Annotated in this window: 15 protein-coding genes; 2 read left to right on the forward strand and 13 right to left on the reverse strand. The window is 39.9% G+C overall.

From position 1 onward, the window contains the following. Positions 1–100: 100 nt before the first annotated feature. From V8V91_RS05575 to V8V91_RS05595, 5 genes are all read right to left on the reverse strand, one after another. A complete protein-coding gene (locus tag V8V91_RS05575; protein ID WP_074224724.1) occupies positions 101–619 on the reverse strand; it encodes a DeoR family transcriptional regulator in 519 nt (172 codons plus the stop codon). 111 nt (positions 620–730) lie between these two features. Next, complete coding sequence (locus V8V91_RS05580; protein ID WP_373399215.1) at positions 731–1,102, reverse strand: hypothetical protein; 372 nt, start codon at positions 1,100–1,102, stop codon at positions 731–733. A gap of 66 nt (positions 1,103–1,168) precedes the next feature. After that, on the reverse strand, positions 1,169–2,266 hold the full coding sequence (locus V8V91_RS05585; RefSeq protein ID WP_373399216.1) for a penicillin acylase family protein: 1,098 nt from the start codon (positions 2,264–2,266) through the stop codon (positions 1,169–1,171). 70 nt (positions 2,267–2,336) lie between these two features. Beyond that, positions 2,337–3,518: a penicillin acylase family protein gene (locus V8V91_RS05590; protein WP_373399217.1), complete on the reverse strand. Its 1,182-nt coding sequence runs from the start codon at positions 3,516–3,518 to the stop codon at positions 2,337–2,339. Between the two features lie 242 nt (positions 3,519–3,760). Next, positions 3,761–4,333 (reverse strand): DUF2911 domain-containing protein, encoded by a 573-nt coding sequence (locus tag V8V91_RS05595; RefSeq protein WP_373399218.1) that lies wholly within the window; start codon positions 4,331–4,333, stop codon positions 3,761–3,763. Between the two features lie 241 nt (positions 4,334–4,574). Here V8V91_RS05595 and V8V91_RS05600 point away from each other — a divergent pair, with 241 nt between their 5' ends. Continuing rightward, positions 4,575–5,618, forward strand: a complete 1,044-nt coding sequence (locus tag V8V91_RS05600) for an endonuclease/exonuclease/phosphatase family protein (RefSeq protein ID WP_373399219.1) — start codon at positions 4,575–4,577, stop codon at positions 5,616–5,618. On the opposite strand, the gene V8V91_RS05605 is transcribed toward V8V91_RS05600, so the two are convergent. Further along, a complete protein-coding gene (locus V8V91_RS05605) occupies positions 5,607–6,650 on the reverse strand; it encodes an RND family transporter (RefSeq protein ID WP_373399220.1) in 1,044 nt (347 codons plus the stop codon). The genes V8V91_RS05600 and V8V91_RS05605 overlap by 12 nt on opposite strands. A 53-nt stretch (positions 6,651–6,703) precedes the next feature. Beyond that, positions 6,704–7,867 carry an RND family transporter gene (locus tag V8V91_RS05610; RefSeq protein ID WP_373399221.1) on the reverse strand — a complete coding sequence of 388 codons (1,164 nt, stop codon included), beginning with the start codon at positions 7,865–7,867 and terminating at the stop codon, positions 6,704–6,706. Between the two features lie 131 nt (positions 7,868–7,998). Here V8V91_RS05610 and V8V91_RS05615 point away from each other — a divergent pair, with 131 nt between their 5' ends. Continuing rightward, positions 7,999–8,793 carry a thymidylate synthase gene (locus V8V91_RS05615; protein ID WP_373399222.1) on the forward strand — a complete coding sequence of 265 codons (795 nt, stop codon included), beginning with the start codon at positions 7,999–8,001 and terminating at the stop codon, positions 8,791–8,793. Positions 8,794–8,868: 75 nt separating this feature from the next. Here V8V91_RS05615 and V8V91_RS05620 read toward each other — a convergent pair whose 3' ends face one another. The 6 genes from V8V91_RS05620 to V8V91_RS05645 form a co-directional block, all read right to left on the reverse strand. After that, the gene (locus V8V91_RS05620; RefSeq protein ID WP_373399223.1) at positions 8,869–9,429 is read right to left on the reverse strand and encodes a hypothetical protein; all 561 of its coding nucleotides are present in this window, start codon (positions 9,427–9,429) and stop codon (positions 8,869–8,871) included. Between the two features lie 165 nt (positions 9,430–9,594). Next, on the reverse strand, positions 9,595–10,605 hold the full coding sequence (locus tag V8V91_RS05625) for an alpha/beta hydrolase family protein (RefSeq protein WP_373399224.1): 1,011 nt from the start codon (positions 10,603–10,605) through the stop codon (positions 9,595–9,597). A 26-nt stretch (positions 10,606–10,631) separates the two neighbouring features. Beyond that, positions 10,632–10,976 carry a hypothetical protein gene (locus V8V91_RS05630; RefSeq protein WP_373399225.1) on the reverse strand — a complete coding sequence of 115 codons (345 nt, stop codon included), beginning with the start codon at positions 10,974–10,976 and terminating at the stop codon, positions 10,632–10,634. A gap of 32 nt (positions 10,977–11,008) precedes the next feature. Continuing rightward, positions 11,009–11,227 (reverse strand): hypothetical protein, encoded by a 219-nt coding sequence (locus V8V91_RS05635; protein WP_373399226.1) that lies wholly within the window; start codon positions 11,225–11,227, stop codon positions 11,009–11,011. A gap of 35 nt (positions 11,228–11,262) precedes the next feature. Then, positions 11,263–11,484, reverse strand: coding sequence for a hypothetical protein (locus tag V8V91_RS05640; protein ID WP_373399227.1), 222 nt, complete (start codon positions 11,482–11,484; stop codon positions 11,263–11,265). 193 nt (positions 11,485–11,677) lie between these two features. Continuing rightward, positions 11,678–12,403 (reverse strand): hypothetical protein, encoded by a 726-nt coding sequence (locus V8V91_RS05645; protein ID WP_373399228.1) that lies wholly within the window; start codon positions 12,401–12,403, stop codon positions 11,678–11,680. Between the last annotated feature and the right edge of the window lie 3 nt (positions 12,404–12,406).

The following is a 12,406-nucleotide window of genomic DNA, read 5'->3' on the forward strand; positions in this document are numbered from 1 at the left end:
TTTGCAATAAATTTTCCTAAATCAATTAGCTCCGGCTACAGCTTCGCCCTTTCAGTCACAAATTTGTACTTAGCAATTGAACAATATCTTGTTGCAGGATTTAGATCCCTGCCTCTTTATCAAATAGTACCAAACCTGAAGAAGCTATCCGTTCTCCATGCAAGGTAAATACCACTTTTCTATCAATCAGCTCCTCCACTCTTGTAGTCAGGTGGTTAATATATTCCGCATTTAAGCTTTCACCTGCTACCAACACTTCTATATTCCCGGAATCTCTTCCTTCGGCAATATCTCCAACCAACACCACTTGCTCCACTTCACCCATCCTTTCTAAAATCTGTTCCAACAACTTATCCAATCCCAAGTATTTTCGAATGATCTCCTGGATATTGGAAAAGAAAGGGTGCTTCACATTTGCCTGGTATTCAATTTTATTTTTATCGGTATGCCTTTCCAGTATCCCTGCCTGGGTCAGGTTATTTAATTCCTTTCTAATGGCATTGGTAGATTCCCCAAACTCCTCAGCTAACCCTCTCAAATGGCTATGAGTTTTGGAATTGACAAAAAACTTGACCAAAAGTCTCAGTCTGGTCTTAGAAGTAATTAATGAATCAAGCATAAAAAATCACTTTTCTAGTGAGTAACAAAGGTACTCATTAGTACGAACTGAAAAACAAAATGATTATTTTGAAACACTTGTTGAACTAAGAAACTTAAATGATTAGAAATTTTAACCTCTGTAAATATTATCCGGCTTCTTTTTGAGCATTCTTCTGAACAAACTGCCCGAATAGGCACTAAAGCCTCCTAATAAAAAGCCAATCAAGCCAGTGATTGCGGAAAGGAAAACTCCACTACTTGCCCCCATAATCTCAGCCATTTGATCTGGAAGTGGGCTTCCGGTCATATAACTTAGGTATACGGTATGACCTACCCAGGCAAGTCCCATCCCCAGGCCTCCAGCTAAAAAGGAAACAAATCCCTTCAAACCAAATACAGTGGATAGAATCCCTATCAAAATCATGACGATCCAGTAGGGGAAAAACGGATTGATAAAAACCACAATCAAAGCACTTACTATTGTTAGTGATATAAACCTCATGACGTTACTTTAAAGTAGTTTGAAACAGGACCTCCTCTAAATTTTCCGGGGCTCTCAAATCGAAATTCAAATAGCCCCCTCCGCCCAAATAGGCAACAAATCAGCATAAAATCTACTACCAGGGTTACCTGACTGACCTCCGGGATATACCCCAGAGGCATTAGGAACATCCCCCAGCTCTACGACCATTCTCCAACTGGCCCCATGTCTACCGCTGGTGGCATTCACTATTCCAGATCCTCCTCCAGTAAATACATGGGATTTTGAAAATGAAGTAAACTGTGGGACGAGATGCTGGATGGTGGTATTCTTAAAATTAGCCCAGCCATAATCTCCCTCTTTTGAAATATATTCATTCAATTCTTCCACCATCCGTTCAAATGATGTCCTGACAAGTGTGGTAGCAGTTTCTTTTTCTGAGGTGCCCTTCTTATCAAAAATCGCTCCCTCCGGTTCTTGAATCAATAGCTGGATGGTACGATAACTATTTGGCTTGACTACAGGCACACCAAACTCATCCCACCTCTCCCATATTAGGTCATATAATTGATTCCACCAGACATAATAAACGGTTGGAGCCTTTTGGTTGGGATCCGCATAATAATCCCATTCTTGAAGCTGCTTTAAAAAGGTCTGTACATTTTTCCCTTCAGGGACTTGATCCCCCAGGAGCTTCAACATGGTAGGAAGAACTTCTGATGCCTGCTGGTAATAATCGTCAAACTGCAGTTCTTTCATGTCCTCTACCGTAATTTGATCCATGGCCCGAAGTCTTCCATTAATTCGATGATTTCTGTAATGTTCATAACTATTATCAAAGACATAGTAGGGGTAATTTGAACTTACAGGTCGCTGGTTGGCAGAGGAAACAAAACCTCTTTCAGGATTTAAGGTACTTGGGTTTTGATCGTTCGGAATAAACTGTTGCCATTCCATTCGAGGGTCGGAGCCATCCATCAAAAACTTTCCTTGTTCAGGCCATTTAAGGGCAAATTTCCCTTGTATTCTCATGGCAATATCTCCGGAATTGGAGGCAAAAACGAAGTTTTGGGCAGGGGCTGTAAAATGATCCAATGCCTGATTATAATCTGCATGGCTTTTAGCCTTATTGAGTGATAAAAACGTCTTCTGTTCATTTGAGCCCATATGAACTGTCCACTTCAAGGCAAAATTGACATCCTGCCTTTCCCCGGAAAATTTTTATCATATACAATGGGGCCATAGTGGGTATAGACTACGGTATCCAAAAATCCTCTTTTCCTTTGACCTTGATTTCTTCTATCCGAAATGTGGTTACCCTCCACTCTTCTCCATATTTATATGCTTTTCGGCTTCCATCCCGAAAAGTAATTTGATACCAATCACGAGCATCTTTAGTCGCATTGGTGACTCCCCAGGCAACATCTTCATTAAAACCGGAAATGATGCCTAAGGCCCCGGGAAGTGAAGCTCCTTTTACAGAAAATTCAGGGGTAGTCAATTGCAATGCATACCACAATGAGGGCAGGTTTAGACTAAGGTGTGGGTCGTTTGCTAAAATGGGTTTTCCATTTTTCGTTTTGGCACCGGATACTGCCCAATTATTTGAACCTATTCCTTCTACGGGTTGAGGTAAAGGATCCAGCATCAAGGAATCGGTTGGATATGCCAGCCCTTCAGGCTTTTCAATTGGAATGGGTTCAAAGTCCCAAATCTTTTCTTTTTCGATCACAGGATCAGGTTCCTCCGGAAAATCAGGATAAAGTTTGGCCAACATCTCTGCCCCTAAAATCTTGCGAAGGTTGGTGTATTCTAAATCCCGATCACCCACCAACATGTCAGACATGTATTTTAAGAGCAATAAGGTTTTATAAGGAGTCCATTCCTCAGGTCGATAATTCAATATTTTGTATTCCACAGGAAGTTCCCCTGGACTTAAATCATGAATATATTGATTCACTCCTTGGGCGTAAGCCTCAATGTATGCTAAAGTTTCAGGGTCATTTGCTTTCAAATATTCCAAACCTAGCTCTGCTCCATAACCAAGTCCTTTTCTTCTGGTCATTCGATCTAGGTCTAATGCGATATCCCCAACAATCTCAGATAGCCTTCCAGCGGCAGCTCTGGTCTGGAATTCCATTTGCCAAAGCCGATGCTTGGCGGTAATGTATCCCTGGGCTTGATATAAATCCTTGGAGTTCTGGGCAAAAATGTGGGGGATCAGGTGTTGATCATAAATTACCTGAACAGGCGCACTTAATCCTGGAAGCGAAATTTCAGATGCTGCTTTTTCATCCTCACTGATCATATTTTGCCAAAATCCATGATAAGGGTCCAGCAGTGGTGCAATCGGGGGAATTGGGCCAATAGGTCTTGAAATATAGATAGCCAAAGCGATGCTGATCCCGAGAACAAAAAGGAAGGAAAAATATTTCATGTGTCTTAAAACAAGGAACCTGAATAGGATGAGGGGGAATCAAATTACACGATATACCAAAGAGGTAACATGGAGCGAATTTAACCCATTCTTTCATAATCTCTATACTTGAAATCAAGTTTTGACATCTATCAAAAAAAGCCCTCAATGATGAATTGAGAGCTTTGGATCTAGTGATTATGGTTTGGATCTAGTGATTATTGTTTGGACCTAGTGATTATTGTTTGGATCTATTGATTATTCTATTGAATGGTGATGGGAAGCTTTAATTTTTCCCAACGGATCACTAATCCAGGATTTTCTAAATCAATAGATAAACGTTCTTGTGAATTTTGTTCCCAAATTGGGTCAACTTTCACCCTTAATACATCATTATCCTCATCATACTGAAAATGGCCATGTTCCAAATCCCACTCAGAATTGAAGATGACAGTCCAGGAAGCGTTTTCTTTTGGAATTGTAAAAAGTGAATATTTTCCAGCTTTCAACAACTCTCCTTCCACGGTCATATCCTCAGTCAACTCTACATAGGTAGCCTCGTTGGCCCCAGTTCGCCAAACCACATTATAGGGAACCAAATCTCCCCATAATACGCGCCCTTTGACTGCAGGGGAACCATAATGTACCTTAAAGGCTTTTCCTGATACCGTTCCATCTTTCACTTCAAGTGGACTGGGCCTATTCTCTACTTCCTCTGATTCAGAATCCGAATCAGACAACGCAGACTTTTCAATGGACTCAGAGGATTTTGGATCACATGAAGTAAATAGAAGGGTAGCAATCGCTGATACCCAAATTAAGTATTGTATTTTCATGATATAGAGATTTCTCTTTCAAATAAATAATTAACTTCTTCCTTACAAAATTCCAGCCTATCTTAATTTAAACGACAATTTTCATACCCATGAGGGTCAAGCAACTAATTTTTCAACAGTTAACCCAATTTACCGTATTACAGACGAAAAAGGCCAAGAATTTGTTAAAACAAATTAAACCCTTCAGATATTCTGATTTTCAATTTTGACTCATTTAATTTGAAGTCCACTTCGATTACCTATGAAATACCTCTCAGGACTCATCTTTTGCCTTTCACTGATTTTATTTTTAAGTGTATATGTTTCACCCGAATATTTCCCCTACGTTGGCTTACTACCTTTCTTTATCCCCATCATTTGGTTAGTCAACCTATTCCTGTTTTTTATCTTTCTTTTGTCATGGAAAAAATGGGCTTGGTTTCATGTTGCAGCCCTATTGATTGGCTACAAATTCGCTCTGATTACACTTCAGTTCCATCCGAAAAATGAAGATTCCCAAGGGCTTAAGGTGCTTACTTACAATGCCCATAATTTTGATTTCAAAAGGGATGCGGAAGGCAAAATAGATCAAAATGTTTTCACCTGGTTGAATGAACATCCAGCGGACATCAAGGTTTTTCAGGAGTTTTACCAGGATTATACCTCTGCTTCCAGAAATGCCATAAAGCTGCTGGGCAAAGACAATGGTTTTTATTCCTTCTACCACCCTGTGGATGGAAACCCTGAAAAACGGTCCATTGGCCTGGCGATTTTCAGTAGATACCCGATCATCCATGAAGGAAAAGTCTTTGATAGAAGTGGAACAAACGGGGCAATTTTTGCCGATGTTTTGGTGGATAGCGATACGATCAGGATATATAACGCACATTTGGAATCCATGAGAATCGATTCGGATGGGTTGGAAAATCTGGAAGGGGTAAAGGAAAACTACCGACAAACACTGGGAAAACTTCATAGGGGCAGCTTGGAACGGAGCAAGCAATTAGGGGTATTGGTGGAACATCTAAAAAACAGCCCCCACCCGATTATCTTAATGGGTGATTTGAATGAAATCCCCTATTCCTATACGTATTTTAAACTTGGGGAGAATTTGGACAATGCATTTGAAAAAGCGGGCAGAGGCTTTGGCTTCACGTATAATAAAGTTTTGTTCTTTTTACGAATAGATCACATCTTTTCCTCTCCTAATCTAAAAGCCATCGAGTTTAAAACACATAGGGAGGTGGATTATTCAGATCATTATCCAATATCAGCTACCTTCTCAACCGGAACCTCACCGGATTAATTTCCTAGCTTTTTTCTCCCAAACTTTTTTCATGGGTAGCAATAAAACAGGAAGTAGCAGTAGGTCTGATAAAAGTGCAACAATCAAGGAAGCTGCGATCAATAATCCTGTGAAATGAGTCACTCCAAAATCACTGGCGATTAAAAGTCCAAACCCCATCACCAAAATCAGGGTGGTCAAAACAATGGCTCTTCCCGTTTCCATCACTGTTCTTTTCATCGCATAAATCAAACTTTTACCTTTCCCCAATTCAAATCTTAGCCTGGTCATGAAATGAATACTGTCATCCACGGCGATTCCAAAGGCCACTGTAAACAGAATTGCTGTGGTCAACTTAAATTCTATCCCAAGCAAAATCATCATTCCAAGCATCCATATCAGTGGGATCACATTGGGTATCAATAGAATCAAAGATATTCTCCAGGACCTAAATAAGATCCCTGCAATCAGGCCTACCACTAAAAAAGCAACTCCCAGCCCTTTAGCCATTTGAATGGTTACAGATTGATGCCCATGATCTATCAGATAGGCGGTACCTGTCCATTGAATTGTCAATAATTGAGGGTCAATTTCTTGACTTACAAATTCTTCAAACGCTGCTCGGATTTGGGCCATTTTATAGGACCCAAAATCAGGTGACCTCCCACTGATTCGCCCCTCCTGATGATCATTGACTAATAGTTTGAAGTTTATTTCCTCCCCTGCTCTTTCCAGATACCTGCCCATTCTCTGAAATTGTCCAGGAGAAGGAAAAACAAATGCCTTGGCGCTTCCTTGGTTTTGTGCCTGATTGATGGTTTTCACCAATGTCAAAGGGGAAAGAAATTGATCGGTACCTGTAAGCTCCGTCAGTTTGGATTCCATTTTTTCAAGTGCCTCTAATACCTGGTAATCCATCAGGGAGGAGGCCTCTGGGCCTGCTTTTAAATAGATTTCCAATGGATTGGACCCTCCATATTGCTCATCAAAATAGTGGACATCTTGTTTTATGGGATGGTTTTCAGGCAGATTATCCAAGAGATATCCGTTCACATGAATCTTTGATCCTCCCCAAATACTTATGAGACTGACCAGTAAGAAAACCATCAAAATCCATTTCCTTTTTTTAGGACCTCAATAAATAATCCTCTCAAAAATTTGGGGGAAATGAATTTTTCTGTTCCGGGATTTGGCTGGATGCTACTTAGATATAATAAACCGGGGGTCAATAAAATCAATGCTCCAAATACGACCAACACCCCAATCCCAGTACTGATCCCGAATGATTTTAAGGCAGGAATGGTCGTGAAGTATAAGGAGATAAATCCCAATGAAGTGGTCAAAATAGTCAACCAGACTGGGATAAAGAGCTCTTTAAAAACTCCTTGAACCGATTTTTCCACCTGGACGCCTTGACGGACTTTTTGGTTCAAGTGTGAAACAAAATGGATGAAAGCACTCAAGCCTACAATCAAAAAAATCGTCGGTTGCATCACGGACATCACATCTAGTGCCTTTCCGAAATAAAGCATCAGGGCAAAAGACCAGAGAGTTCCTACCAGTAACACCACACAGGGAATCCAAATGGACCAAAATGTCCTGAAAATAAAGAAAAGCATTCCAAGGATCAGCACGATGGAAGCACCAAAAAACATCCCGAATTCTTTTTGCATCAAACGGATAAAATCCCCTTGGGCTTGAATTTTACCTGCAATGGCCTTGGGTTGGATTCCAGCTTGTTGAAATACTCCTTTGATCTCGGAATAGAGCCTGTCCCCATTTTCCTTACTGATGTTTTGAGCGTTCTTTACCCATAGCAAAAGGGATTTTCCATCTTTTGAAATCAATTGAGATCTATAAATCCCTAAGTCCGAAGAAGATTTCGACAATTGGGTTTCTGTTTCCCATTGCAATACTTTCTCTTTTCTTAAGCCAAATAGGCCGATGATGGGCTTTTCTAGGTTTAGAATCGATAGGACGGTATCTACTCCTTCCAAGTCCTTCATCTTGCTTTGAATAGACCAGATGGATTCCAAAAATTGCTTTTCCAATAAATCTCCTTTCGGATTTTCAAACGCGATCAGCAAATAGTCATTGTCGTTTTCAAACTTCTTTTTATAGGCTTCATAAAACTCCAAGTCTTCATTGTTTTGAGGAAAAAATTGTTCAAAATCATAATTAAAGCTGATTTTAGGAGGAAAGATTAAAATCAAAACAGTAATTAAAATCCCAATACCCAGTGATATAAATGAAGTTGATTGATGGAACATGTGAATAATTAAGTCTTTACCATTAGACCTCTAGCACTTAATAATACAAGATAACTCTGATCTTTGTTAAAGATTGTTCCTTTTCTTGGTCGAACTGACTAAATTGCGGGCAAAGAAATCTCCCAAAATCCATGAAGCAATACCACGATTTAATGAGAAAAATCCTTGAAGAAGGAACTCAAAAAGGCGATAGAACCGGTACAGGAACCAGAAGTATTTTTGGTCATCAGATGCGTTTTGATTTATCTGAAGGATTCCCTTTAGTCACTACCAAAAAACTTCATTTGAGATCTATCATTGTGGAATTGTTATGGTTTTTAAGAGGAGATTCCAACATTGGCTATTTGAAAGAAAACAAAGTCTCTATTTGGGATGAATGGGCTGATGAAAATGGGGATTTGGGTCCTGTATATGGATACCAATGGAGACATTGGCCTGATGGAAAAGGGGGAGAAATTGATCAAATCAAAAATTTGATCCATCAGATCAAAACCAAGCCGGATAGTAGAAGGCATATTGTCAGTGCCTGGAATGTTGCCGATGTGGACCAAATGGCGCTACCACCTTGTCATACCATCTTCCAATTCTATGTAGCCGATGGGAAACTCTCTTGCCAATTGTACCAAAGAAGTGCTGATGTGTTTTTGGGTGTTCCTTTCAATATTGCCTCTTATGCGTTGTTTACCATGATGATCGCTCAAGTCTGTGACCTGAAGCTGGGAGATTTTGTTCATACGTTTGGTGATGCTCATTTGTATTCCAATCATATTGAGCAGGCAGAATTACAATTAAGTAGGGAGCTAAGACCACTTCCTTCCATGAAAATCAATCCGGAAGTAAAAAACATATTCTCATTTAAATTAGAAGATTTTGAATTAGTGGGATATGATCCACATCCACATATCAAAGCGGCCGTGGCTGTGTAGCATCCTGAGAATTCTTATTACTTTGATACGCATTAAAAAAGCCCTTGGGAAAAATCTTCTCAAGGGCTTTTTGCATTACTCAAGTATTGAAAGGAACTCATCCAATTCGGTTTGATTTTTCCAAATGAGTGTATGGGAATGTCCAAAATGACTGAAAAACACAGCGTACTCATTCGCCTTGATACAATGGGCAGTTTCTGAGTTTCCCTCCAGATTATATTTTTCAAGGAAGCTGTTCATAAATTGACGGTGAAAATCACCATAATCATATTTTCTGGTGAAAATCGCAAAGGTTTCCCCATCTACATGGTAGGCATAGATGCTCACCGAGCGATGTTGATGTTTGGTCACATATCGCTTCACCAGGTAGTTGTTATGATTCACCCTAAAGGTGGCTTCATGGGTAGGTATCAATTGCTCCACTGAAAAATTTTTCTTTTCCCAACAAGGCTTCAAATCAACCTGTTTTAAAGATTGAATGGGGGATTTAAGAAGCTCATGCTTGATACTTTTTAAAGGTGCCAAAGGATCTAATGTTGAAAACCTTTTTTGACATGCCAGCTTGATCTCTATTTCCCCTAAGGTTAACTTTTTGATCTTATAGCCGGTGACAATGGATTTAATTTTGTTGTACATGAAAAGTATATGATCAAATAGGTAATTGAATTATCCATAAATATAAATTAAAAAGTACTTAATATCATTAAAAATGTAATTTAAAAACTAACAGCTTGTTAATTAAGGGTAAAAAAAGGGTCTGGACTAAACCCAGACCCTTCATATCAACGGATCTTTTTCTAGTTAATTGTCACTCAGTTCATATTTGAGTGTTTTCCCTTTCTCTACAGCAGGAAGCCCTTCGGTCATCCACAAAGGAGCAGGAGCTCCTTTCAGGTAATGATCAAAGAATTGGCTTAATCTCATAGATAAATCCTTGCGATTTCTACGATTGACCAAATTGTGGTCCTCCCCGTTGTATTGTAATAACCAAGCAGGTTTACTTAACCGCTTTAATGCCATAAACATTTCTATCCCTTGATACCATGGAACGGCTCCATCTTCATCATTATGCATGATCAATACAGGAGTTTCTACTCTATCCATAAAAAACAATGGTGAATTCTCTATGTAATAAAGAGGCTTCTGCCATAAGGTACCACCGATTCTTGACTGGGTCTGTTCATACTGAAACATCCTACTCATTCCGGTACCCCAACGGATCCCACCATAGGCAGAAGTCATGTTGACTACTGGTGCTCCAGCTCCCGCAGCCTTGAACATATTGGTCTGTGTAATTAAATAGGCTACTTGATACCCACCCCAACTCTGACCTTGAATGGCCATATTATCTGCATCAACAAATCCTTTTGCAACGACTGTCTGGACTCCAGGAATGATACAGTTATAGGCACTTGGTCCTGGTAATCCCAACTCATATTTGATATCTGGAACAAACACCACATATTCATTGCTTACAAAATAGGGAATGTTGATGGTGGAAGCACTAGGAGCTGGCGATCGATAGGAATATAGCCCATCACTACTTCTTTCATAAAAATAGACCATCATCGGATACTTCTTGGTAGGATCAAAGTTTTCAGGTTTGAACAAGATCCCTTGAAGTGGGGTGCCATCATTTGCTAAATAAGAAACCAATTCTGAAGTACCCCAATTAATAGTAGCCTGCTGGGGATTCAGGTCAGATGCCTTGGTTAGATTTTGGAAGGTCAAATCTGTTAGATAAACATCCGGATTTTCCACATAGGTAGATTTTCTTACCAATACCTCCTCAGAATTTTTGGCCTTTGTCAAGCCATAATAACGATTTGGAGTAAAAATCAGCTTTTGGGTGCAGTCTTCGCTTCTATTCTTGTCGTGAAATACCCGGATTCCTTGGTCATCTCATGGAAGGCATTTAAGATCAACGGTTCTTCCGGGTCAATACTCAATACCTCTCTGTCAAGAACCTCCACTCGAAATTCAATTTTGTTCTTTCTTCCTTCTCCCAATGTAATCCTGGATGCGGCCCCTGGATTTTTTGGATCAATTTTCCAGATATCATAGCGGTCATTTACCAAAATAGCCTCATCCTCATCCAACCAACCGCTAGTACCATAACTTCCAGGATTCGATGGGGAATCATGGAGTTCTTCATAGAAAGGCACATCAAGTCCAGCAGTCAAATTGATTTTTTCTTCATTCTGAATATCATAAGCTACCCATGCACTATCTCTACCTGCATACCAATAAACATACTTCCCCCAGGAGAAATACTGGGGAAACCACTTACATCTTTTTCAATGAGTTTTCTGGAACCATCTTTGAAATCAACTAAATAAACATCCCTGCCAATTTGAATATCCCAGCTGTAATTCCTTTCATAGGGAGCATTGGTAGTCCCTAACCCAACCTCTCTTGTAACTTTATTCTCCAAGGAAACATCTTGTAAATCAGGAGTTTCTAATTGAGCTATTTTTCCGAATTCAAATCCATGGTGGCCAAATAAGACCTGCTTTCCTCCCTGGATTTTCTCCTAAGTTGCATGGGCTGAATTTGCGAATCCTGCCATCCCCAAATATCCAACCTTGGTCTTTCATCATCCAAAATGGTACTATCCTCTTCATAGGGGTAATCGATATACTCTGGAGCCGTCCCAAAAAATATTCTGGATTCATCTTCAGAAAACTTCAACGAACCATTTTCACTGATCCTGCCGTTTTCTAAAATACCATCAGTATGCTCATCGGCGATTTGACTCAGGCTCTTATTCTCAATATCATAAAGCTGAAGTTGATAATGAGGTTTTTAGCTTTTGTGGAATCATCTGAAGTCAGGAATGCCAAATATTTTGACTGGGGAGAAAACTTATTCATGGTATAGGAGGTCATCCCCTGATGAATTTCCTGACTTTCCCCGTGGCTAAGTTCAAAATATGAATTGCAGCATTGTCTAAAGTATCTTCCTCTGCCAATTCAAAATGAAAATAATCCCCATTTGGTGCAAACCCATAAGACTTTACACGTTCAAATTCAAATGACTGATCCCCACTAAGACTTCGGACAAGCAGCTTCGTACCATCTGTCTTTTTTGGTTTTTCTGCTTTCGAGGTGGAGTCCGCGGGGTCTTTCTTCGCAGGTTTTTCTTTTTCAAAGAGTATGGCCACCCAGCTGCCTTTTTCGCTTGGAGTATCAAAGGACTTTACCCTGGCATATTTTTCCAGTTCTCCAGTGCTCATTTCATAAATAAAAAGGCTGTCGGTAGGCATATCCTCCTTTTTTGTCTTTTTCACTTTGAGCAAATGAACAGTATCCTCTTGAGGAAGGATTTTCCCTACCACGAACTGATCGTCGGCGGTGAAACTAAAGGAGGTGCCTCTTGGGATGACATATTTGTTACCCGGATTTTTAAAGGGAAAAATTTCAATTCTCCCATCCCCTTCCTGTGGAGAAATCTGATAGCTTACCCAACGTCCATCCTTGGTGATTTTTTCTGATCTGAGACTTTCCCAGCCATCGTAGTCCTGATGCGTCAAGGATCTTTTCTGTTGAGCCTCCAGATGGTTGATAAGGCCCACAAAAAAGAAACAAATCACTACTGTTTTTTTTAACATAGT

The sequence above is a fragment of the Algoriphagus halophilus genome, from assembly GCF_041729275.1.
In the GTDB taxonomy this organism is placed as follows: domain Bacteria; phylum Bacteroidota; class Bacteroidia; order Cytophagales; family Cyclobacteriaceae; genus Algoriphagus; species Algoriphagus halophilus_A.